We start from the raw sequence: 22,402 nt of genomic DNA, 5'->3' as shown, positions 1-22,402 counted from the left end.
AGTCGGCGAAGATCTGCTCGCAGATCGCGCGGGTGTCCACGTCCTGGAAGATCACCGCGTTGCGGCGCAGGCGCAGCAGCGCGGTCCAGGGTTCGAGGATCAGCCGGTAGCGGGCCAGGCCGCCATCACTGCCCAGCTGCGCCGCTTCGGTGCACAGCCCATGCCACTGCCGCAGCGCGCCATCGGCCTGGCGCAGCTGCAGGGTCAGTGGCTGTTCCAGCCACGGGTCCAGGTCCAGGAACGCATCGGTGGCCAGGCAGTCGATCTGCAGGCGGTTGTCGCCGCAGACCGCTTCGGTGCCTTCGAAGCGTTCGACCACCAGGCCCGCCTCGGGGCCCTTCAGCTGGATCAGGCGGTCGCGGTGCGACAGCGAGGCGAGGGAAGCGAGCAGTGCGGAGCTTGGGATGTCCATATCATCAGGCTCATGGCAAGGTGATCGTGATGTGCGCGGTGCGTTCGGGCATCTGCACCACGTCGTTGTAGGCGGCCAGCTGCTGGCGCGTCTCGTGGCCCAGATAGGTGCGCATGCCGAAGAAGGCGACGATGCCGAAGCAGCCCACCACCACCGCCGGCAGCCACAGCGGCACCACGCGGCGCAGGCTGTGGCGCACGTTGTCCGGCGGCAGCGCGTGCGGTGCGAAACCGTGGCGCTTGCCCTTCAGGTAGACGATTTCATCGCCCAGGCGTGCGGTCAGGTAGCCCAGCTTCTCGGTGCCTTCCAGGCGGTACTTGCCCTCGAAGCCCATCAGTAGGCAGTAGTGGTAGACCTCCAGCGAGGGCAGGCGCGCCGCGCCCTGGCGGCGCAGCTCTTCCAACCGGTCGAAGAAGTGCTCGCCGGCCAGGTGCTCACCGAACAGGCGCAGCTGCAGCGGGTTGCGCTCCCAGGTCTCATGCAGCGGCGAAGGCTGCGACAGGATCGCTTCGTCCACGGCGGCGCAGAAGGCGTATTTGGCGGCGTAGACGTCCTCCGATGCCACGCCCATGCGCATCGCGTTGCGCTCCACGCCATCGAGGAACTTCTGCACGGTCTGCACGAAGCCTTCGGCATCGTGCGGCAGCTGCCCGCGCTTGAGCAGCAGCAGCAGGTAGAAGCCGTCGGACATCAGGTCCTGCAGGCTCTGTGGATTGGCCGCCTGCGGCGTGGGGTTGACCATCGCGCCATTGGCGGTCAGCGACGGCATCGGGCCCGGGGTCGGGGGCAGGGGAGAGTTCATCATGAGGTCACCGCCACAAGTTCCATCTTCAGCTCGGCAATGCCGGCCGGCACGTAGATCATCACCGACTGCGCCTTGAGCATGCGCTCATACAGCGCGCCGCGCGCGTCCAACTCGAAGTAGTGGCTGCCCGGGCGCACCGGAATCGCTGCCGGTACCTGCGCGGCATGCACCAGCTTCACGCCGGGCAGCGCCGACAGCACGCATTTCTCCACGTCGTCCGGCGCGCCGACCTTGAAGCGGACCGGCACGCTCTGGATCAGCTCCTGCGCCGGCAGCGAAGCCGACACAGACAGGTAGAACGAGGCATTGCCATCGATGCGCTGCGAATCGAGGCGGCCCAGGTGGTAGGACGGCTTGATCTCGTTGAGCGCGATCTTGAAGTAGCGCGTGGAGATCACCGTATCCAGCAGGGCGCGCACGATCTCCAGCAGCTTGCGGAACGAGGCCTCCGGCTGGTCGTGGCGATACACCGGCAGATCGCCCAGCTGGTACGCATTGGAGAACGTCAGCAGCGCACCGGCCATGCGCAGCAGCTCCTGGTGCAGGCGCTCGGGATGCAGCTGCGGATGATGCAGCAGGTGCGCCAGTGCACTGAACGAGCTGTTGATGGTGTGCAGCAGCCAGAACGAAGCGATATCGCCGGAGCGGAATTCGATGATGTTCTGCGACGTCTGCCGGTGCAGGCCGTACAGCGCGTCCACCTTGGCCTGCAGGGCATCAAGCACGGCGCGCAGTTCGCGATGCAGGAACGGCGATGCCTGCAGCTGCGCACACGGCGGGATGAACTCATCGTCCAGTTCGAAGCCGCCGCTGGAGGTGCGGCGCACGCGTGCCACCGGCACCGTGGCATAGGCATCGCGCGGCTGGTCGTCGGTGAGCAGCTTCACCGCCTTGCTGAGGAAGGCCAGCTCGGCTTCCACCGCGTCGGTGAACAGATCCTGCGTATCGCGGTTGGCCTGCCGATAGCGGGCCAGCACGGTGCCTTCGGCATCGGCGCAGTTGGCGCCATCGTCGCGCAGCAGCGGCAGTGCCAGGTAGACCACCGTGGACTGCACGCCGGGCGGCAGATCCTGCAGCGAGACCGCATCGGGCAGGCTGTCATGGGCCGGCGCATCGTAGGTCTCGCCATCGGGGAACACGGCCGACAGGTCGAGCGGGCGAAGCGTGCCACCCGACAGCGCATGGGGATCGAAACGCACCCGGCGCGCACCCCAGCCATACGGATGCAGCGTCTGCGAAAGATCCTGCAGCCGCGCTTCGTGATAGGCGTCCTGACGCTGGAAATGCTGGGGGCGCAGGAACAATCCTTCACCCCAGAGAACCTTCGACATCCTGCTTACATAAGCCACGTTCAATCCTTGGAAATAGCTCGAAAATATCGTCCGCGAGGGCCGATCCCGCCATTCTCACCTTCCCCTGTGGCGAGAACCCCTATAAAGCAAAGTGAAAGTGTGAGTTGGATCTCACATTAAGCACGCGGGGGCAAACGTTGCGTCAGGGGATACTATCGCATCGGCGAAATCGAGTGCCAGAATTCCGGCGCGGGATTACTTCGCCCCTGCGCAGCGGATCGATGCAAGACTGCCGGGATCGCCGGAAATACGTGTCAACAAGGCCTTGCTGTCACTGGTAAGAGCGCAGGCATGCACGCCGATGGTGACGCCGTCCTGCGGAAGCGTCTTGCCCTTGGTGTCGAAGGCCAGCCGCCAGCGATTCTCGGCCGGGGCGCGGAACAGGGCGACCACGCCGAGCACTGCACTTCCTTCACTCAGCTGCTCGGACAATTCCTGCCGGGCGCCGGGGGTGAGTACCACTTCGTTGACCGACAGCAGGTCCGCACCGAGCGCTGCCTGCTCGCCGGCCTGGTCCAGGAAGGCGTTGAAAGGGGCTTGTTCGAAGCGTTGCAGGCTGCGCAGGTGGTAGATCTTGACCACTGCCGCCGTGGCCCGCTTGTCATTGCCGGCATTGAGGTTGCTGCCGGCATACAGGCGCAGCGGAATCGCTGGCGGTGCCTCGGGCTTCTCCTCGCGGATGCCGACGGCCTGCAATGTCTTGTCCATCGCTTTACCCAGCTTGCTGTCGCTGGCGCATCCAGTCAGCGAGCTGGAGATAATCAGGGAGAAAATCGTGACGGAGATCACGCGTTGGAATCGGAAGAGTTGCGCATTCATGTGCAGTCGGCGGGCTCGGAGTGCGGGGGTGAAAAGTGCGCGTATAAAGGTTTCTGCTCGCGAATATCACATCGGGATGTGAAGAGTGTGTCTATCAAATTCGCCATATTCTTGACGAAATTCACTATACCGACGCGTATTCGCGAATGTACACTGCCGCCGACAGGGGCAGGAATCCCGTGTGTTGTATCGGCGGAGATTCGGCTCCCTTTAGGAACTAATTTCGACGAGGGATCACTATGGAAGTGAAGGCAATGGGGAAGGCTGTGTACCGGCCGATGTTCGCGCTGATGATGCTGTCGGGCCTGGCGGCCTGCTCATCGGCACCGAAGAAGGCCGAGGTCGTGCCGTTCGAAACCACGCTGAGCAATGCGGAGGCGCAGGTCACCGCTGGCGGCGCCGATGCCGCGATCAGTGCGTTCGAGCTGGCCGCCAAGGCCGACCCGACGCGCAAGGAGCCGTGGGTGCGCATCGCACAGCTGCAGTTCGATCAGGGCCAGTACGCCCGTGCGATCGTTGCCGCCGAAGAGGTGCTCCAGCGTGATCCCAACGATCTGGTTGCCGATGGCGTGATCACCGTTGCCGGTTTCCGCGTCGCCAACCAGTCGCTCACCCGCCTGCAGGGCCGTGGCGCGCTGGCGTCGGATACCGCCCGCAAGGAAGCACAGACCCTGGCCACCACGCTGCGCAACACCATGGGTGACGCCATTCTCGATCCGACGCCCAAGCCCAAGCCGCGCGCCCGTACCCGCGCCGGTCGTGCCGTCGCTCCGGCCGCCGCTGCCCAGCCCGCCGCGACGCAGCCGGCCAAGCCTGCCGCCCGCTCCAACACCTCCGATCCGTTCCAGAACATCGGCAACTGATCCGGAACCGGCCCCAGTCAGGAGACACTCATGGCCAAGAAGGAAAGCATCCAGAAGCGGCTGCAGAAGATCCGCCCGCCGCGCGTCCAGCTCACCTACGACGTGGAGAAGGGCGACGCGATCGAACAGAAGGAACTGCCGTTCGTGGTCGGCGTGATGGGCGATTTCAGTGGCAATCCGGAGCAGCCGCTGCCGAAGGTCAAGGATCGCAAGTTCGTCAACGTCGATCTGGACAACTTCGATGAAGTGATGGAAGGCGTGGCGCCGCGCGCGGTGTACCGCGTGCCGAACAAGATCAGTGACGACGGCGGCGAATTCGGCGTCGAGCTGAAGTTCAACTCCATCGAGGACTTCCGCCCGGAGGCGGTGGTGCAGCAGATCGAGCCGCTGCGTCGCCTGCTCGAGTCGCGCACCAAGCTGGCCGACCTGCGCAACAAGCTGGCCGGCAACGAGAAGCTGGAAGACCTGCTGACCGATGTGCTCAACAACACCGAGCAGCTGAAGAAGCTCGGCGTGACCAAGGAGGACTGACCGATGTCAGCCGATGCCAGCCAACTGGCCACCCAGGCCGCCGTCGCCGAAGAGGTGGGCCTGCTCGACCAGATCGTCGAGAAGAGCAAGGTCGCCAAGTCGCAGACCGAACATGACCGCGCCAAGGACATCATCGCCGCGCTGGCGAAGGAAGTCCTGGACGGCACCGTGGTGGTCTCCGACAACCTCAATCTCACCCTGGATGCCCGCATCGCCGAGATCGACCGGATCATCTCCGAGCAGCTCAGCGCGGTCATGCACGCCGATGCCTTCCAGAAGCTGGAAGGCAGCTGGCGCGGGTTGCACTACCTGTGCCAGCAGACCTCCACCGGCCCGAACATGAAGATCAAGGTCTTCAATTCGCCGCAGAAGGACCTGGTGAAGGATTTCAAGTCGGCCATCGACTTCGACCAGAGCGCGCTGTTCAAGAAGGTCTACGAGGAAGAATTCGGTACCTTCGGTGGTGCGCCGTTCGGTGCGCTGATCGGTGACTACTTCCTCGGCCGCCAGCCGGAGGACATGTACTTCATCGAGCAGATGTCGCACGTGGCCGCCGCGGCGCACGCGCCGTTCATCTCCGCTGCCAGCGAAGGCATGTTCGGCCTGGAAACCTTCACCGACCTGGGCAAGCCGCGCGACCTGGCCAAGGTGTTCGACACCGTCGAATACGCCAAGTGGAAGTCGTTCCGCGAGAGCGAGGACAGCCGCTACGTGGGCCTGACCATGCCGCGCTTCCTCGGCCGCCTGCCGTACAACCCGAAGGACGGCACCACCGTCGAGGGCTTCAACTTCGTCGAAGAGATCGAAGCGGCCGACCACAGCAAGTTCCTGTGGTGCAACACCGCCTACGCCATGGGTGCCCGTCTGACCCAGGCCTTCGAGAGCTTCGGCTGGTGCGCCGCCATCCGTGGTGTGGAAGGCGGTGGCCTGGTCGAGGATCTGCCCACCCACACCTTCCGTACCGACGATGGTGAAGTGGCGCTGAAATGCCCGACCGAGGTGGCCATCACCGACCGTCGTGAAAAGGAACTCAGTGACCTCGGCTTCATGCCGCTGGTGCACTGCAAGAACACCGACTACGCCGCGTTCTTCGGCGCACAGTCGGCACAGAAGCCGAAGAAGTACAACACCGATTCGGCCAATGCCAACGCGATCCTGTCTGCACAGCTGCAGTACATCTTCGCGGTCTCGCGCATCGCCCATTACCTCAAGGCGATGATGCGCGAGAAGATCGGCAGCTTCGCTTCGGCGGGCAACGTCGAGGAATTCCTGAACCGTTGGATCGCCCAGTACGTGCTGCTGGACGACAACGCGTCGCAGGAAGCCAAGGCGCAGTTCCCGTTGCGCGAAGCATCTGTGCAGGTTTCGGAGGTGCCGGGCAAGCCTGGCGTCTACCGCGCGGTGGCCTTCATCAGGCCGCATTTCCAGCTCGATGAGCTGTCTGTTTCGTTGCGTCTGGTCGCCGAACTGCCGGCGTCCGCGAAAAAGTCGTAACGGTTTGCTGTAACTGAAGCGTCCAGGGGAGTCCGCTCCCCGGATTGCAGTGACGCTTATTTCAAGAGGGCGTAGCCCCCCTTAACCGCCAGGCCCGCGCCTGGCACATCAAATCTCACGGAAGAACGGAATTTAGGAGACCAGATATGCAGCACGCTTTCCTCTCGATTGACACCATCAAGGGCGAGTCGCACGACGACAAGCACAAGGACTGGATCGAAATCCAGTCGTTCTCGCAGGACCTGTTGCAGCCGCGTTCGGCCACCGCGTCGACCTCCGGCGGCACCACCGCTGCCCGCGTGAACCTGTCCCCGATCGAAATCACCAAGTCGATCGACCTCGCCTCCACGGCCCTGAACCAGGCCGCCTCCAACGGCACCACCTTCCCCAAGGCGCAGATCCAGTTCATGCGCGCCGACAAGGACGGCAACGCGATCAATTACTACACGGTCGAGCTGCTGAACGTGCTGGTCCACCGCGTCACCACGACGGTGGACAAGGAAGGCATGCCGCAGGAAGTTGTTCAGCTGAGCTTCGGCGCCATCAAGTGGACTTACCAGCAGCAGAAGCCGGAAGGCGGCGTTGGTGGCAAGACCGTGGCGCAGTGGAGCGCAACCAAGAACATCCCGAACTACACCGTGTGATGTTGTGTCGCTGCGATGGCGCCTAGTGCGCCATCGCAGTCTGATCGCCGGGTGGGGCCAGGATCGGCCTCGCCTTTGCTGCACCGTTGCCGCCCGCACGGATGCCGAACCTGAGTGGATCTTCCAATGAAGGGACTCGAACCCAGCCTGCTGGAAAAACTGTTCGACGACGCCCCCAAGCAACCGGGCGCCGGGCCGGTCTTCAAGTCCGTCTCGCTTGAGCAGTACAAGGAATCCATTGCCCGCGACCTGGAGGGGCTGCTGAATTCGCGCGCCGCGTTCCAGGAAGGCGATATGAAGGAATTTCCCAACTGCCGGCAATCGCTGCTGACCTACGGGCTGGCCGATTTTTCGGCCATGAGCCTTGCCAATGCCTACGACCGGGCGGCCATCTGCCGTTCGCTGGAGCAGGCCGTGGCGCGTCATGAGCGCCGCCTGCGCAACGTCAACGTGCATCTTGATGCCGGCAACCAGTTCGCTGGCGGCCTGCATTTCACCATCCACGCGCTGCTGGACCTGGAGCCGGCACGCGAGCCGGTCAGTTTCGATGCGATGCTGCAGCCGTCGACCCTGCAGTACCAGGTCACCCGCGCACGCCGTACGCAGGCCGCCTGATGCAGGATCTGCTGCCCTATTACGAACGCGAACTGGCCTATCTCCGTCGCTACGGGCGTGAGTTCGCCGAGCGCTACCCGAAGATCGCCGGGCGCCTGCAGCTGTCTGCCGAAGGCAGCCAGGACCCGCATGTCGAGCGCCTGATCGAAGCCTTCGCGCTGCTCAGTGCGCGCGTGTCCAAGCGCATCGAGGATGACTATCCCGAGTTCACCGATGCGCTGCTGGACGTGCTGTATCCGCACTACCTGCGACCGTTTCCGTCCTGCTCGATCGCTCATTTCGACATGGAAGGCGTGGCCTCCAAACTGAGCGCGCCGGTGCGCGTGCCGCGTGGCACCGCCCTGCAGAGCCGCCCGGTGCGGGGCGTGCCCTGCGATTTCCGCACCGCCTACGACGTGGTGCTGGCGCCGGTCGGCGTGCAGCAGGTGGTGTACCGCAGCGTGGCTGATGCGCCGATGGCCACTACGCTGCCCGCCGGCAGCGGCGGCCAGATCTCGATGGGGTTCCAGCTGCTGTCCGACCAGCTCGGTTTCCACCAGCTGGGCACCGATCGCCTGCGCTTGTTCCTCGACGGTGAGCCGTCGGTGCGCGCCGCGCTGCGCGATGCATTGATGCTGGGGGTCAAGGCGGCCTATGTGGAATCCGATGGCGACGGCCGTTGGCGCCGCCTGGACAACGTACCGTTGAGCCCGGTCGGCTTTGCCGATGATGAAGCCCTGATCGACTTCCCGGCGCGCTCGCATCCGGCCTATCGGCTGCTGACCGAACTGTTCGCCTATCCGGAGAAATTCGGTTTCGTCGACCTGCACCTGCCGGCCCTGACCGCCAGCGCCAGCCGTCGCTTCACCCTGCATCTGGTGCTGCAGGCGCAGGGCCAGGACCGTGACAACACGATGGTGCTGGAAGAACTGGGGCCGCACAATCTGCGCCTGGGCTGCACCCCCATCGTCAACCTGTTCCAGACCAGTGGCGAGCCGATCCGGGTCACCCACCGCACGGTGAACTATCCGGTGCTGGCCGACGCGCGCCGTGCCTTCGCCTACGAGGTGCATTCGATCGATTCGGTGCACCGCATCCGGCAGACGCCGCAGGGCGAGCTGATCCAGGCCTTCCGTCCGTTCTATTCGCTGCATCATGGCGAAGATCCCGAGCGCACTGGCCAGTACTGGGTGGCGCGCCGTGATGAGGACATCGCCCGGCAGAGCCCGGGCTTCGAGACCGAGATCAGCTTCGTCGACCTCTCGTTCAACCCGGTGCTGCCACAGACCGACACGGTGAGCCTGGAGCTGACCTGCAGCAACCGCGACCTGCCCAACCAGCTCGCCTTTGGCGTCGCTGGCGGTGACCTCAACATCGAAGGCGGCAGCCCGGCCAGGGCGATCAGCCTGCTGCGCAAGCCGAGCAAGCCGCTGCGGTTCCGTCATGGTCGCAATGCGCAATGGCGCCTGATCTCGCACCTGTCGTTGAACCAGCTGTCACTGACCGCCAGCGGCCTGCCCGCGTTGAAGGAGATGCTGCGCCTGTACGACCTGTCCGGCAGCACCGTCTCGGCACGGCAGATCGACGGCATCCTTGAACTGCAGCAGACCCCGGTGACCACCTGGATGCATGGCCGCCAGTTCGCCTCGGTGGTGCGTGGCCTGGAGATCCGCCTGACCCTCAATGAAGCCCACTTCGTGGGTACCGGTGTGGCCGCCTTCGCCCAGGTGATGGACCACTTCTTTGCACTGTATGTGCATGCCAACAGCTTTACCCGACTGGTGCTGGTGTCCGGCGACAGCGGAGAGGAGATCGTCCGATGCCCAGCGCGCAGCGGCGAATCGATCCTGGCGTAGCCCAGCAGCTGCTCACCGAACCGCACCGCTTCCAGTTCTTCCAGGCGGTGCGGTTGCTGGAGCAGGTGTTCCAGCGCCAGGGCGTCAAGCCCGGCCAGGCCGTGCCGATGCGGGTGCGCTTCCGCAACTCGCTGTCGCTGGGTTTCCCGGCCACCGAGCTGTCGGCCGACGGCGAAGTCTATTCGCTCAAAGGCGAGCGTCTGCAGGGACGTGAAGCCATCGAGCAGGCCCTGCATGGCGAGGAGCTGGCCGAGGTCCATCTGACCCCGCAGTTCATGGGTCTGCTGGGTACGGCCGGTGCGCTGCCGCTGCACTACACCGAGACCCTGCAGCTGCGCGAGCTGTACCAGCGCGACCGCACCGCGCGCGCGTTCCTGGATATCTTCTCCACCCGCGCGGTGTCGCTGCACTACGCTGCCTGGAAGAAGCATCGGCTGGCGCTGCAGTACGAACTGGACCGGCGCGAGCGCTTCCTGCCGCTGGTGCTGTCGCTGCTCGGCATGGGCATGAGCGAGCTGCGCGATCGCCTGCACGAAGGCGAGGGCGAGATCTTCGACCAGGCCGTGGCCTATTACGCCGGTGCGGTGCGTCAGCGCCCGGTGTCGGCGATGCTGATGCAGCGGGTGCTGTCGGACTACTTCCAGGTGCCGCTGCACCTGGAGCAGTTCGTCGGGGCCTGGTATCGCGTGCCGGCGGGGCAGGCCACCCGCCTGGGCCAGGCCAATGCCGTGCTGGGCGCCAGTGCGCTGGCCGGTGACCGGGTCTGGCAGCGCGATCTGCGCCTGCGCCTGCGCATCGGTCCGCTGCGCCGCGACCAGTTCGACGCGTTCCTGCCCGGTGGCAGTGCCGCCGAGGCGCTCAGCAAATGGCTGTCGCTGCTGACCGGCGGCATTCTTGAATACGAAGTGCGGCTGGTGCTGCGCGCCGAGGATGTGCAGGGCAGCGCACTCGGCGGCGGTGGTGGCGTCCGCCTTGGCTGGGACAGCTACCTGTGTACCCAGACGCAGACCACTTCCCGTGAGGACACCACCTATGGCATCCACACGTTGCAATGACACAGCGCCGGTGGCGTCCGCGCCGCCGGCCCCCGAACGGTTCCAGCAAGGAGTGCGTGTTTCCGCATGAGCATCAACCTCAAGACCCTGATCAGCAAACTGGACGACACCTGCCGGCTGGCGGCCGAGCGGGCGGCGAACCTGTGCATGGCGCGCGGCAACTACGAGGTGGACCTGGAGCACCTGTTCCTGGCCCTGCTTGAACAGCCGCAGAGCGATTTCGTGCTGATCGCACGGCGCAGCGGCATCCTGCCCGAATCGCTGGAACGTGACCTCAACGACGAGATCAGCCAGTTCAAGACCGGCAACAGCCGCACCCCGGTGTTCTCCCAGCACATTCCCAAGCTGTTCGAGCATGCCTGGCTGATCGCCTCGCTGGATTCGGAGACCACCCGCATCCGCAGTGGCCACCTGCTGCTGGCGCTGCTGACCGAGCCGGATCTTTCGCAGCTGGCCTACCGCGGCTCGAAGCTGTTCGTGCGCTTCAAGCGCGACGAACTCAAGCACGACTTCGCCAAGCTCACCGAGGGCTCGCAGGAAGCGGTGCAGACCGTGCGTTTCGCCGACGCCTCGGCGCCGGGCGAGGGCGATCAGGAAGAGGGCGTGGTGCCGGGCGAGGCCAAGGGCGGCCTGTCGAAGACACCGGCGCTGGACCAGTTCACCACCAACCTGACCCAGCGGGCGCGCGAGGGCAAGATCGACCCGGTGATCGGTCGCGACGGCGAGATCCGCCAGGTGATCGACATCCTGATGCGCCGCCGCCAGAACAACCCGATCCTGACCGGCGAGGCCGGCGTCGGCAAGACTGCTGTGGTCGAGGGCCTGGCGCGCAGGATTGCCGACAAGGATGTGCCGGATGTGCTGCAGGGCGTGGAACTGCACACCCTGGACATGGGCCTGCTGCAGGCCGGCGCCAGCGTCAAGGGTGAGTTCGAAAACCGCCTGAAGAACGTGATCGACGAGGTCAAGAAGAGCCCGCATCCGATCATCCTGTTCATCGACGAGGCGCACACGATGATCGGCGCCGGTGGCACCGCCGGCCAGAACGACGCGGCCAACCTGCTCAAGCCAGCGCTGGCGCGCGGCGAGCTGCGCACCATCGCTGCGACCACCTGGGGCGAGTACAAGAAGTACTTCGAGAAGGACGCGGCGCTGGCCCGCCGCTTCCAGGTGGTCAAGGTCGAAGAACCCAGCGAAGCGCTGGCCGCAGCGATGCTGCGCGGCATGGTCGGGCTGATGGAAGCGCACTTCAACATCCGCGTGCTGGACGAGGCGGTGACCGAGGCCGTGCGCCTGTCGCACCGCTACATCAGCGGCCGCCAGCTGCCGGACAAGGCGGTCAGCGTGCTCGACACCGCCTGCGCCAAGGTTGCGCTGGGGCAGAGCGCGACGCCGGCGATCATCGAGGACACGCGGAAGCATCTGGATCGCCTGCAGGCGGAAATCGCCGCGTTGCAGCGCGAGACGGCCGGTGGCAGCGACCATCACGGTGAGCGCCTGGCCGAACTGCATGCGCAGCAAGCCGAAGCGCAGGCCGTGCTGGCCAGCAATGAAGAGCGCCTGGGCCGCGAGCGTGAGCTGGCCAGCCAGATCGCCGCGCTGCGCCAGCAGTTGGAGCAGGGTGGGGACGAGGCGCGCGACGCCGAGGGCGCAGGCGACGACGCCGATGGCGATGTGGCCGTGGCCAAGCCGGCCACCAAGCGCGGCAAGGCCACGCCGGAACTGTCGCCGCAGCACGCCGAACTGGCACGCTTGCAGGCTGCGCTGCGCGAACTGCAGGGCGAAACCCCGATGGTGCCGTTGCAGGTCGATGGCACCGTGGTCGCCGAGATCGTTTCGGCGTGGACCGGTGTGCCGCTGGGCCGCATGGTCAAGGACGAAATCCGTACCGTGCGTACCCTGGGCACGCTGCTGGTCGAACGCGTGATCGGCCAGGACCATGCCCTGGATGCAATCGCCCAGCGCGTACGCACCGCGACCGCCAAGCTGGAAGACCCGAACAAGCCGCGCGGCGTGTTCATGTTCGTCGGCCCGTCCGGCGTCGGCAAGACCGAGACCGCGCTGGCGCTGGCCGACATCCTGTACGGCGGCGAGCGCAAGCTGGTCACCATCAACATGAGCGAATACCAGGAAGCGCACAGCGTGTCGGGCCTGAAGGGCTCGCCGCCGGGTTATGTGGGCTATGGCGAAGGTGGTGTGCTGACCGAGGCGGTGCGCCGCAACCCGTACAGCGTGGTGCTGCTGGACGAGGTCGAGAAGGCCCATCCGGACGTGCTGGAGATGTTCTTCCAGGTGTTCGACAAGGGCATGATGGATGACGCGGAGGGCCGCGAGATCGACTTCCGCAACACGCTGATCATCCTCACCTCCAACATCGGCTCCTCGCAGATCATGCAGGCCTGCCTGAACAAGCCGGCCGAGGAAATCCCTGGCGCGGAAGCGCTGTCCGATGCGCTGCGCCCGGTGCTGATGCGCACTTTCAAGCCGGCCTTCCTCGGCCGCCTGAAGGTGGTGCCGTACTACCCCATCAACGATGACGTGCTGGCGCAGATCATCACGCTCAAGCTCGGCCGCATCCGCGACCGCGTCATCGCCAATCACAAGGCCACCTTCAGCTGGGACGACAGCCTGGTGGAGGCCGTGCTTGCACGTTGCACCGAAGTGGACTCGGGTGCGCGCAACGTTGACCACATCCTCAATGGAACCCTGCTGCCGGAAATCGCCGAGAGCGTGCTGGCGGCAATGGCCGAAGGGAATCGGATCAACGCCATCAAGGTCACCGCCGGCAAGAAGGGTGACTTCAAATACAAAGTGTCATGACACTGAGCAGAAGGAGAACGCTGATGGAATTCTATGGATTTGACCGCGAAGCGGCCCTCAACCACTGCGACAGCCTGGAGCTGGGCCTGGGTCGCGAACTGGACCGCGTGCGTGCCTGGAACCGGCTGCGCCCGGAGCATGTGATCGAACTGCTGGACACCGCCGTGCCGGCGGCCCGCCAGGATGCCCGCAACATCGCCGCGCAGATCAGCCGCGGTTCCTGGCGCATCCACATGGATGCCCCGGTGGTCGGCAAGCCGCAGCTGGTGAGCAATGTGCGCGAGCTGCAGATCACCGCCGGTGGCCGCGACTACCGCCTGAAGATCAGCGAGGGCGTGCGCCTGCAGCTGGAAGAGATCGTCCAGGCGGCCTGACGGCTGTGCGTGCCTGCGCCCCGGTCGGGACGCAGGCCGCGCGGAAGCGGGAAGCGGAGGCAACCGATGCGCACGTCGCATGCAGACCACCTTGAAGTAGGGGACGTCGGGAAAACACCATGGACCTGGTAAACAACCTGCGGGCGGCCCTGGCCGGCCCCTCGCACGCACAGCGCTTCCTGCGGCTGCACACGTCGCTGGGAAGCGATGTGCTGGTCGCCGAAACCCTCGATGGCGTCGAGCAGATCGACGGCCTCGGCTTCCAGTGGACGATCACCGCCCTGTCGCTGGACGCCGGCCTGCAGCTGGCGCCGTTGATCGGGCAGGGCGCGCTGCTGCAGCTGCAACAGGCCGACGGCAGCGTGCGCCCCCTGCATGGCCGCATCACCGCCGCCGAGCGGCTGGGCAGCAATGGCGGCCTGGCCCGCTACCGGCTGCGCCTGCAACCGTGGCTGGCGTTCCTGTCGCAGCGGGTGGACAGCTACGTCTTCCACGACAAGACCGTGGTCGAGATCGTCGAAGACCTGTTCGCCGACTACGGCGGGCTGGCCCCGGCCTGGCGCTGGTCGCTGGGTGATGCCAGCCAGTACGCCCGGCGCAGCCTGACCACCCAGTACCAGGAAAGCGACCTGGCCTTCGTCCAGCGCCTGCTGGCCGAAGAGGGCATCTATTACTGGTTCGAGCATGCCGGCGAGCCCGGCGACACGGACTTCGGCGCGCACACGCTGGTGCTGGCCGACCACAGCCACGACACCGCCGAACTGGGCAGCGTGCGCTTCCATCGCCGCGACGAAAGCGAGCGCCGCGACAGCGTGCAGCAGTGGTCCACCGCGCACCGCTGGCGACCGGGCAAGGTCGAGCGCGCCACCTGGGACTACCGCACCCTGGAGCGCCGCCAGGCCAGCGCCGAGGCGGCGCAGAGCAACGACCTGGGCATCGTCGACCGCGACACCTGCGGGCCCTACGGCTGGCAGGACAACGCCCGCGGCCAGCGCCGCGCGCAGCAGCATCTGGATGCGCTGCGCGTGCGCGCGCATACCATCGACGGTGCCGGCCAATGGCGGGCACTGGCGCCGGGCACGCGCTTCGGCCTTTCGCAGCATCCGCAGGTGGGCGAGGACGCACAGTTCCTGTGCCTGTCGGTGCACCACCAGGCACGCAACAACCTCGATGCCGACGTGTTCGATGCACTGGAGCAGGCACTGGGCCCTTCCAGCGTGGTGACGCCGACGCTGCCGGGCGTGCTGTCCGGTCTGGCCAATGGCCAGGCGTCGGGCGAGGTGTCCACCGCGTTCTACGACAATCGCTTCGTCGCCATTCCGGCCGAGGTCAGTTACCGGCCGCAGACCCAGGACGGCCACGGTGCGCATCTGCATCCGCGCCCGACCATCACCGGCACGCTCAGCGCGATCGTGGTCAGCGACGGCGATCCGCTGCTGTCCGACCGCGACCACCGCATCAAGGTGCAGTTCCCGTGGCAGCGTGGCGGCAACGCCAGCAGCGGGCTGGCCCATCCCGGTGGTGACGACAACGCCCCGGCCAACGGTGGCGCCTGGACCTGGGTGCGGGTGATGACGCCTTGGGCCGGCGACAACTGGGGCGGCGTGGTGCTGCCGCGACGCGGGCAGGAAGTGCTGGTGGCGTTCCTGGAAGGCGACATCGACCGCCCAGTGGTGGTCGGTGCGGTCTACAACGGCCGTGGCCAGCAGGACGCACCGCACAACCAGATCAACGGCGGCGGCGCCAGCGCCACCGGCAACGCCGCCGCCTGGTTCGAGGGCAATGACCACGCCGCGGTATACACCGGTTTCAAGAGCCAGGCGCTGGCCGACAGCCAGGGCGGCACCGGCGGCTACCAGCAGCTGCGTTTCGACGACACGCCCGGGCAGGGCCGCGCGCAGCTGTCCACCACCCAGCACGAGACCACGCTGACCCTGGGCCACCTGAAGGGTGGCCAGGACAACGTGCGCGAGGGCGAGCGCGGCTTTGGCGTGGAGCTGTCCACCCAGGCCCAGGGCGCGCTGCGCGCCGGCCGTGGCCTGCTGCTGACCACCGAGCAGGGCACGCCGCAGATGGCGGCGCCGCAGGCATTGAGCCAGCTGCAGGAAAGCCAGCAGCTGCTGCAGCAGCTGGCCGAATCGGCGGTCAACCAGCAGGCGCAGCTGCCCAACGACCCGACCGAGTTGCCGGTGGATGCCACGCTGACCGAATTGCAGGAGACGCTGCGCGCCACCCACAGCGGCAGCGCCGCCGGCAGCATCGCCGGGGGTGATGGTGAAGCGCCCGGCTGGAGCGCGCCCGTCCTGTTGGGCAGCGGCGTAGCCGGCGTGCTGAGCCTGACCCCGGCCGACCAGGTGTGGGTGAGTGGCACCCACACCACGTTGGCCAGCGGCGTGGCGCTGAACTGGATGACGCAGGGCTCACTGACGATGGCGGTGGCCGGCGGGCTGGTGCTGTATACCGCCGGCGTACAGCCCAGCGGTGAAAGCCCTAACCAGGAGCGCGGCATCGCGCTGCACGCCGCGCAGGGCAAGGTGAGTGCACGGGCGCACAAGAACCAGATGATCGTGGCGGCCAAGACCCAGGTGCGTATCGCCAGTACCGAAGCGGATGTGCAGTTGTCGGCACCGAGCAAGCATCTGCTGGCGACGGCGGCCGGTGCCTACATCCGCATTGAAGGCGACAACATCGAGCTGGGCGCGCCAGGCAAGGTGGAGTTCAAGGCCAGCCAGCGCGATTGGGTGGGGCCGGCGAGTGTTACTGCGCCGCTGGTTCTGCCGAATCCTGCGGATGCCTACAAGCTCAAGTACGTGCTTCGCGACTATACGGGACAGCCGATGCCCAACTCGCCGTACGTTCTGGTCATGCCCGATGGGAGTACACGGGAGGGCACCACCAATGCGCAGGGTGAAACCGAGCAGGTGGTGACCAAAGGCCCGCAGAACATCCATCTCTTCGTCGGCGACGGTGAAACCAAGCACGAAGGCTATTACCTCAACGACGAAGCGTAAGCGCGCTGACGACCGCCGCGCGACAAGGAAGACACCATGGCAACCGGAAATTTCAGACTCTACTATCTGGCCGACAACGGCCAGCAGCGTCCCGCCGCGAAGGTCCGCTACCGGATCCTGCAGCTGCCTGATCGCAACGAAGTCGTCAACGGAACCACCGACGCGCAGGGCCTCACGAAGTTCGTGAACACTACGCCGAATCCGTTACAGAACCCGTTGGACAAGGGGGTCAAACCTGCCACGCAGGTTCCGTTCCTTCCGCCCACAACAATACGATTCCAGCTGGAAGTCTGGGACTTCGACCAGCGCAAGTGGGCGCAACCGGATTTCGCCGGCCGCCAGAAGAAGGCGATTTCGCACGATATCGAGCTTCAGCTCAACAGCACCATCATGACGATGGCGCCGATCCAGTGCGCGCTTGAGCTGCAGCCGTACTTCCGGGTGAAGTTCCAGATGCAAGCCGACCAGAAGGCGATCCCGAATGCGCCCTATCTGGCCTATGGCGTGGATGCGAAGGGGCGTGAAGTTGCCGGTAACGACGCTGCGGGTCGCCCCATCAAGGGAAACACCGACAAGAACGGCATGACGCCGCGCATCACCTGCAACGGTCGTCGTCGGTTCCACTTCAATCTCGGCGGGGCGAAAGTAGGCCGCAGCACAGACATGCTGGATCCACTGATCAAGGGCCAGTCCACCACGCTGTACGTGCTTGGAATGAAGAGCCAGGTCGCGATGAGCGAGTCCGGCCAGGGCCGTACTGCGAGAGTTGACGGGAAGATCAGTGCTCCGGCGATCCTTAACGCCGAGGCGAGGGAGCTGTTGTTGCTGACTCCGGATGTCTGGAGTGAGTTCGAAGAGCTCAGTGGCATGATCGAAAACACCATGGCCGGCCTGCACCGATCGCGCGCCAATCTCGACAATGCGCTTCAGGGGCGGGATGCGAATGCGGTTGCAGCTGCGGAGAAGGCGTTGGGCATCGCCGAGGACGATGTAGCAAAGATGCTCAATGAGAACTTCTCGAAGCTTACTGACCTGAAGGAAGTCGTTACTTTCGAGACGTATGACAAGGGACGTCATGCAGGAAGCAACATGGCGGAGCGCTCGGGTCTGCGCCGTCGCTACATTCCTGCCAAGAAGTACGAGGAGATCAAGAAACGCCGGATCATGGGCATTCCCACTGCGGTGAATACTTCCATCGGAACCAAGGTCAAGGGCGGTCCGGTAAGTGGCTCGAGCGAAGGGAAGCACGAGGTAACCGGAACCAAGCCATTCGATGCGGAGGACTTCAAGAAGTCGCTCCGTACGATCACGCTCTCTGCCAAGGCCGAGACGAAGATGGATCCGTTCGTCTTCGACATCATCGAGACGGGCGGGAATGAGTTCGTCGAGCACGTGAAGAAGAGTGATTCCTATGAAGTTGCGAGCGCTTCGCAATGGCTTCGCTTTGTTGCGGGTGCAGGTGCGAGCAGCGCCGCAACATGGGATCCAAAAAAGGGTATTGCCTCAGCAAAGGCCGAGGCCAGTGCGTCGGCCAAGTTGATTCTCTTTGAGGGGAAATGGACGCATAGCTACTCCGTGCCGAGTATCAAGGGCTGGCAGATGCAGTTTGGCGACGTGGATCTTGGCGCCATTGTGTTTGTCCTGTCCTGCGACCTGTACGGATTCGTTGGCGCGAAGGGAACCTTGGCCGGCTCCGCCGAGATCAAGTATGTGCAGAAAAAGCCTGTCGCCACCGCGGTTCAACGTGATCGCTCTGACTCCTTGGCGGAAAATTTTGATACGCAGCGAGGGTTGCCGCGTGCACAGATGGACCCCCGGCGGGTCCGCATGTTCGGTATGAACGAGTCAGCAGCGAAGGAAAGCGGTGTCGGCGTCCACATCAATGCGGAGGTCTTTGCCGGTGTTGAAGGCGGGATCACGCCGTCTGGGGATCTGCGCTGGTTGCCGCCAGATCGGAAGGAACCTGTGAGTTTCGCCAAGATCGCCTTGGATGTGGCGGTCAATGCGGGCGCTGGCGCGAGTGCTCAACTGCACATCTTCTTCAACAATGGAAGGTTCCGCATCAAGGCCTCGGCGCGGCTGTGCTGGGGGGTAGGGGCTAAAGGCGCGGTTGAGTTCGCCGTTGACGTGGGTGGGATGAAGGAATTCGTGAAGTGGGTCTTCTATCAGTTGGCCCACGCAGGATTTATCAGGCTTACCTATATTGCGCAGGCTGCATTTGAAGCGTTGTCCAAGCTGTTGTTCATTGTTGTGGCTGAGGATAGCAATATGGGTAAGGCTCTGGCTCAGACCGTGGACGATATCAATGAACGCTTCGATACGTTGCAGAAGCGGCTACAACGGGCTAGCGCTCGCGACGCCCTTGTCAATCGCATCAATAGCAAACCAGATTGGCTCATTTACGCGACGCCCGAAACCAGAGGGATGCTGCTCTACGCCGTTACCCGGCACTACCCTGAATCCCATGCGCGCAATCTTCCCGAGATCTCTCCGGGTTGGGGCGACATCGAGATCCACGCGCTACCAGGGCACAAGCAGGCGGTGCTGAATATTCTGCAACCTGTCACATCCCGGCCGGAGTGGATGAATGTCATGCAGCACATGACGATTGAAGGGACGCGGCGGCCCGACGGAGGAAAGGCGGAAGGTGACGTGGTGCGCTTCCTCGACTACGGCTACTCGCTGAACAACGATCTCCCGAACGTGTTCGGAACAATGAACAAGCACTCCCGCGACAAGGTCGGGGACGTAGGGAATTCGTATCTGCAATCGTTCCTTGAGAAGCGCTCGAAGCTGCTTAATGAATTCCCGAAGGGATATGAGGTCGCCCAGATCATGAGCATCGACGATCCGGTCCAATTGGCTGCACTGGACGGTACTGAGTCGCCGACGTTCGCGATGATGGATCCCCCGGGACTCTGGCTGGACCGGGACGATCAGACCATGCTTGCATGAGCACTGGAGGGCGGCAGAACTTTGCCGCCCGCCTAACGCCTCCGATGGGTGTGCCTAGGCCTCAGTTCTGGGAGACACAGCGAAACCCGTGGCTCCTGTTCTGATTGGAATCGATCTCACTGCCATCGATATCCTTATTCTTCGGGGGATCCGGAAGGCGATGATCGCGAGTAAAGGTCATTGAAAGCAAGGCGAGCGAATCACCACCGCGATTGCTATTCCCTCGGATGACCTTCTCTGTGCCGCTCTTTGGGCCGGAAGGATTTCTGGAGTCGCCGCCAGAGTAAGCCTCCTCATACCAATCTTGGACCCATTCGTAGCCGTGATCAATCATGTCGTACAGTCCAGCGGGATTGGGAGGAAACCTGCCCAGGGCGACTCCGCTACCATCCTGGTGCTGGGAATAGCTTGCGACATTGCGACCATCTTCGACTGTGCCTGTATCGGTCGGATACACAACCATCTTTCCGCCTGAGCGCGCTGCGAATTCCCACTGCGCCTCGGTGGGAAGTGTCAGCTTCCGGCCAGATGCCGCTCCGGCCCACGTGCAGAAGTCCACAGCGTCCTGCCATTTCACTCCTGCAGCGGCTTTGAGGTCAGCGCGATATCGCCTTGCGTCGAGATCGGAGGTGCCCACCCTGGAGCGGCCAGTCGCGTCCGTAAAAGCATCAAAATCCTCAATCGATACTTTGTGGGCCATGATCGAAAAGCCGTCCAGCGTGATATTACGGAGGACGTCATCATTCATTGCTCCGCTGTAGGGCAGTTTGTCCTCGTTGTGTACGGGGCCAAAATCGCCCATGAGGAACGTGCCGCCCTTGATCTGAACCAGGTCCGAAATGATCTTCTGCTGCGTTTCAGCACCTGAGCCGCGTTCTGCCTGGGGGGATGACCTTTCCTCCTTGGCGCACGCCGAGGTAGTGAACGGTAGGATGGCTAACAGGACAGCTGTCCGAAGCGAGAACATAGACATGAAGGATTCCTTTGGCCGAGGCTCGCATATTAGCAACGGTCACATTGCCGTGAGTGAACGCTGTGCCGGGGCAATGGGTCCTTCTGTGACGGGCGTCTTCAGGATCGCCGCATCTTGCCCGTGAGGGCGAGTGCAGAAACGGGAATGGGCAGAAACGTCATGGCTGCGAATGCAAGCGAATCCCGCCGCGACTGTCGTTTCCTCGAATGACCTTCCCCGTTCCTTTCTTCGATCCGAGAGGGTTGCTTGCATCTCCTGCGGTGAAGCCTTCCTCATACCAGTCTTGGACCCATTCGTAGCCATGGTCGGTCATGTTGTAGAGTCCAGCCAGATTGGCAGGGAGCCTGCCCAAAGCGGTCCCGCTTCCGTCTTGGGCTTCACCTCATCGCACGCCTGCCTTTCAGCTTCATCGCTATCGGGCGTTGGGTGGCAATGTCCACCTGCCGTATTCCTACATGGCCGAACGAGATCGGGCATGATGATGCAGCTACTGAAAAGGATCGCTCGTACCGGAGTTGGCGGGACAATCCCAAGCTTGGCTTCCTGAAGAGAACATGGCCACTGATCTGTACCGCGCTTGGCGTTGGGGTGGGCCTCTATATCATCTACTTGAACGAGCGATTGTTGGGATGAGTGTTCGTCAACACGGGATTGATCACCGGGTGCCGTCCCGGTGCAAATTTGCTTTCACGCACATGGAAGATTGGCGATGAGCCAGTTCGCAGGTTGGCTTGCGCAGCGATATCGCAACAATCGTCCATTGACGGAGTACGAGGTCGCCGCAGACGTTCGTAGATTCGATTCGTCAATCATGACGCCGCTGGACCAAGGCATCATCTGCCTCGACGACGAGTGTATTGAGTACGTGGATCGCCATTTCCTGTATCGCGGCTGGGCTGCAATGTGGGGCGGGGTAATTTTCGGTCTTGTACTCGCATTCGTTCTGGCGATCGTGTATGCAACCTTGGAAATGCATGCCGAAGGAAAGTCCGTAAGTCAGGAGATGACGATCACGGTCGGTGTGCTTGGCGTACTCATGTTCGGTTTCGTCGTCTTTAATCATTGGATGCTTCTCGGCAGAGACATCTTCAGATATCAGTATTACCCGGTCCGATTCGATCGGCGTGAGATGATGGTCCACATCTTTACTGGCGGGAGGGAAGGTATCGTTTCGGCGCCGTGGTCAGATGTCCACTTCGTCATCGGGAGGGACAAGTCCGCGGGGCCTGATGATGCGGCAACTTATGACCTTCGGGGCCTGGTCATGGATGGAGACAATGTGGTCCACACCTTTGCAGTCGGCTCGGATAGCGGCAGCAACCCAGGCATCACTCTCGCACACTGGGAAATGATCAGGCGCTTCATGGAGGAAGGCCGCTCCGCGCTTCCGTTCCCGCCGTTGCAGCTCTACACCTCCGTGGTGCCGAGCTTCCGCAATGCCTTCATCATTCATGTCTCTTCTGCGGGCGCAGGGTTGATGTGGATTGCGCTGCCGCTCACCTTGCCCTGGGCGCTGTTCCGCTTCCTGGCGATGAAGCTGTGCAGGAAGCCGGTCTGGCCAGCGTCTGTGCTCGGACGTGGAGCATCTTCGACTTCCGGAATGCCCCCGCTCCGCGCACCTGCTGTCTATGGGCGCGTGAATCGGGAAGGAGGGCGGGCGGACGAGATGGAGCGCTTCTGGAAAGAGTCGATTGCGGCCGCGAAGGCTCGCAATGACGAGGTGCGGAGGCAACTCCAGCAGGAGTCAATCAGCGCCTGAGATATGACCATGGCGAAGTCGTGGCATCCAGGACCGGGTCCAACTCGGCTGCGTCGGATGGTACTTAGCTGCCGACGTTCGCAGT

Annotated in this window: 17 protein-coding genes; 12 read left to right on the top strand and 5 right to left on the bottom strand. The window is 63.9% G+C overall.

Annotation, left to right across the window (positions count from 1 at the left end):
• The 4 genes from C9412_RS06495 to tssJ all read right to left on the bottom strand — a co-directional run.
• Positions 1-412 (bottom strand): contractile injection system protein, VgrG/Pvc8 family (locus C9412_RS06495; RefSeq protein ID WP_258190049.1); only part of this gene is annotated, 412 nt, incomplete at its 3' end.
• Positions 413-422: 10 nt separating this feature from the next.
• Positions 423-1,217 (bottom strand): type IVB secretion system protein IcmH/DotU, encoded by a 795-nt coding sequence (gene icmH / locus C9412_RS06490; protein ID WP_181358771.1) that lies wholly within the window; start codon positions 1,215-1,217, stop codon positions 423-425.
• Positions 1,214-2,548 (bottom strand): type VI secretion system baseplate subunit TssK, encoded by a 1,335-nt coding sequence (gene tssK / locus C9412_RS06485; RefSeq protein ID WP_107230867.1) that lies wholly within the window; start codon positions 2,546-2,548, stop codon positions 1,214-1,216. Before tssK ends, icmH begins: the two co-directional genes overlap by 4 nt.
• A gap of 216 nt (positions 2,549-2,764) precedes the next feature.
• On the bottom strand, positions 2,765-3,388 hold the full coding sequence (tssJ, locus tag C9412_RS06480) for a type VI secretion system lipoprotein TssJ (protein ID WP_258190048.1): 624 nt from the start codon (positions 3,386-3,388) through the stop codon (positions 2,765-2,767).
• A gap of 254 nt (positions 3,389-3,642) precedes the next feature.
• On the opposite strand from tssJ, the gene C9412_RS06475 reads away from it, so the two are divergent.
• The 11 genes from C9412_RS06475 to C9412_RS06425 all read left to right on the top strand — a co-directional run bounded on the left by C9412_RS06475 (position 3,643) and on the right by C9412_RS06425 (position 19,585).
• The gene (locus tag C9412_RS06475) at positions 3,643-4,251 is read left to right on the top strand and encodes a tetratricopeptide repeat protein (protein ID WP_238985215.1); all 609 of its coding nucleotides are present in this window, start codon (positions 3,643-3,645) and stop codon (positions 4,249-4,251) included.
• Positions 4,252-4,281: 30 nt separating this feature from the next.
• Complete coding sequence (gene tssB / locus C9412_RS06470; RefSeq protein WP_107230864.1) at positions 4,282-4,782, top strand: type VI secretion system contractile sheath small subunit; 501 nt, start codon at positions 4,282-4,284, stop codon at positions 4,780-4,782.
• 3 nt (positions 4,783-4,785) lie between these two features.
• The gene (gene tssC, locus C9412_RS06465) at positions 4,786-6,276 is read left to right on the top strand and encodes a type VI secretion system contractile sheath large subunit (protein WP_107230863.1); all 1,491 of its coding nucleotides are present in this window, start codon (positions 4,786-4,788) and stop codon (positions 6,274-6,276) included.
• A 146-nt stretch (positions 6,277-6,422) separates the two neighbouring features.
• A complete protein-coding gene (locus tag C9412_RS06460) occupies positions 6,423-6,920 on the top strand; it encodes a type VI secretion system tube protein Hcp (RefSeq protein WP_006465355.1) in 498 nt (165 codons plus the stop codon).
• Positions 6,921-7,046: 126 nt separating this feature from the next.
• Positions 7,047-7,535, top strand: coding sequence for a type VI secretion system baseplate subunit TssE (gene tssE / locus C9412_RS06455; protein WP_057496761.1), 489 nt, complete (start codon positions 7,047-7,049; stop codon positions 7,533-7,535).
• Complete coding sequence (gene tssF, locus C9412_RS06450; protein WP_107230862.1) at positions 7,535-9,370, top strand: type VI secretion system baseplate subunit TssF; 1,836 nt, start codon at positions 7,535-7,537, stop codon at positions 9,368-9,370. Before tssE ends, tssF begins: the two co-directional genes overlap by 1 nt.
• Positions 9,334-10,425 (top strand): type VI secretion system baseplate subunit TssG, encoded by a 1,092-nt coding sequence (gene tssG / locus C9412_RS06445; protein ID WP_107230861.1) that lies wholly within the window; start codon positions 9,334-9,336, stop codon positions 10,423-10,425. The genes tssF and tssG overlap by 37 nt, the downstream gene beginning before the upstream one ends.
• A 66-nt stretch (positions 10,426-10,491) precedes the next feature.
• Positions 10,492-13,245: a type VI secretion system ATPase TssH gene (gene tssH, locus C9412_RS06440; protein ID WP_107230860.1), complete on the top strand. Its 2,754-nt coding sequence runs from the start codon at positions 10,492-10,494 to the stop codon at positions 13,243-13,245.
• Between the two features lie 23 nt (positions 13,246-13,268).
• Positions 13,269-13,619 (top strand): hypothetical protein, encoded by a 351-nt coding sequence (locus C9412_RS06435; RefSeq protein WP_008268344.1) that lies wholly within the window; start codon positions 13,269-13,271, stop codon positions 13,617-13,619.
• Positions 13,620-13,738: 119 nt separating this feature from the next.
• Positions 13,739-16,630, top strand: a complete 2,892-nt coding sequence (gene tssI, locus C9412_RS06430) for a type VI secretion system tip protein TssI/VgrG (RefSeq protein WP_258190046.1) — start codon at positions 13,739-13,741, stop codon at positions 16,628-16,630.
• A 36-nt stretch (positions 16,631-16,666) separates the two neighbouring features.
• The gene (locus C9412_RS06425; protein WP_107230859.1) at positions 16,667-19,585 is read left to right on the top strand and encodes a DNA repair protein; all 2,919 of its coding nucleotides are present in this window, start codon (positions 16,667-16,669) and stop codon (positions 19,583-19,585) included.
• A 61-nt stretch (positions 19,586-19,646) separates the two neighbouring features.
• Here C9412_RS06425 and C9412_RS06420 read toward each other — a convergent pair whose 3' ends face one another.
• Entirely contained in the window at positions 19,647-20,558 is a 912-nt protein-coding gene (locus C9412_RS06420; protein WP_258190045.1) for a formylglycine-generating enzyme family protein, read from the bottom strand.
• 709 nt (positions 20,559-21,267) lie between these two features.
• Between C9412_RS06420 and C9412_RS06410 the strand changes: the two genes are divergently transcribed.
• Positions 21,268-22,317, top strand: coding sequence for a DUF6708 domain-containing protein (locus tag C9412_RS06410; RefSeq protein ID WP_107230857.1), 1,050 nt, complete (start codon positions 21,268-21,270; stop codon positions 22,315-22,317).
• Positions 22,318-22,402 lie beyond the last annotated feature (85 nt).

It is taken from the genome of Stenotrophomonas sp. Nf1 (assembly GCF_003028475.1).
Classification (GTDB): Bacteria; Pseudomonadota; Gammaproteobacteria; order Xanthomonadales; family Xanthomonadaceae; genus Stenotrophomonas.
Note: the sequence above shows the minus strand (reverse complement) of the source record. Positions and strands in the feature narration are given on the sequence as shown.

Bases quoted from the DNA above. Each gene is read 5' to 3' on its own strand.
- C9412_RS06420 (WP_258190045.1), bottom strand. From the start codon at position 20,558: ATGTCTATGTTCTCGCTTCGGACAGCTGTCCTGTTAGCCATCCTACCG.
- tssC (WP_107230863.1), top strand. From the start codon at position 4,786: ATGTCAGCCGATGCCAGCCAACTGGCCACCCAGGCCGCCGTCGCCGAA.
- tssH (WP_107230860.1), top strand. From the start codon at position 10,492: ATGAGCATCAACCTCAAGACCCTGATCAGCAAACTGGACGACACCTGC.
- tssE (WP_057496761.1), top strand. From the start codon at position 7,047: ATGAAGGGACTCGAACCCAGCCTGCTGGAAAAACTGTTCGACGACGCC.
- tssB (WP_107230864.1), top strand. From the start codon at position 4,282: ATGGCCAAGAAGGAAAGCATCCAGAAGCGGCTGCAGAAGATCCGCCCG.
- C9412_RS06425 (WP_107230859.1), top strand. From the start codon at position 16,667: ATGGCAACCGGAAATTTCAGACTCTACTATCTGGCCGACAACGGCCAG.
- icmH (WP_181358771.1), bottom strand. From the start codon at position 1,217: ATGATGAACTCTCCCCTGCCCCCGACCCCGGGCCCGATGCCGTCGCTG.
- C9412_RS06435 (WP_008268344.1), top strand. From the start codon at position 13,269: ATGGAATTCTATGGATTTGACCGCGAAGCGGCCCTCAACCACTGCGAC.
- tssI (WP_258190046.1), top strand. From the start codon at position 13,739: ATGGACCTGGTAAACAACCTGCGGGCGGCCCTGGCCGGCCCCTCGCAC.
- tssK (WP_107230867.1), bottom strand. From the start codon at position 2,548: ATGTCGAAGGTTCTCTGGGGTGAAGGATTGTTCCTGCGCCCCCAGCAT.
- tssJ (WP_258190048.1), bottom strand. From the start codon at position 3,388: ATGAATGCGCAACTCTTCCGATTCCAACGCGTGATCTCCGTCACGATT.
- tssG (WP_107230861.1), top strand. From the start codon at position 9,334: ATGCCCAGCGCGCAGCGGCGAATCGATCCTGGCGTAGCCCAGCAGCTG.
- C9412_RS06475 (WP_238985215.1), top strand. From the start codon at position 3,643: ATGGGGAAGGCTGTGTACCGGCCGATGTTCGCGCTGATGATGCTGTCG.
- tssF (WP_107230862.1), top strand. From the start codon at position 7,535: ATGCAGGATCTGCTGCCCTATTACGAACGCGAACTGGCCTATCTCCGT.
- C9412_RS06460 (WP_006465355.1), top strand. From the start codon at position 6,423: ATGCAGCACGCTTTCCTCTCGATTGACACCATCAAGGGCGAGTCGCAC.
- C9412_RS06410 (WP_107230857.1), top strand. From the start codon at position 21,268: ATGAGCCAGTTCGCAGGTTGGCTTGCGCAGCGATATCGCAACAATCGT.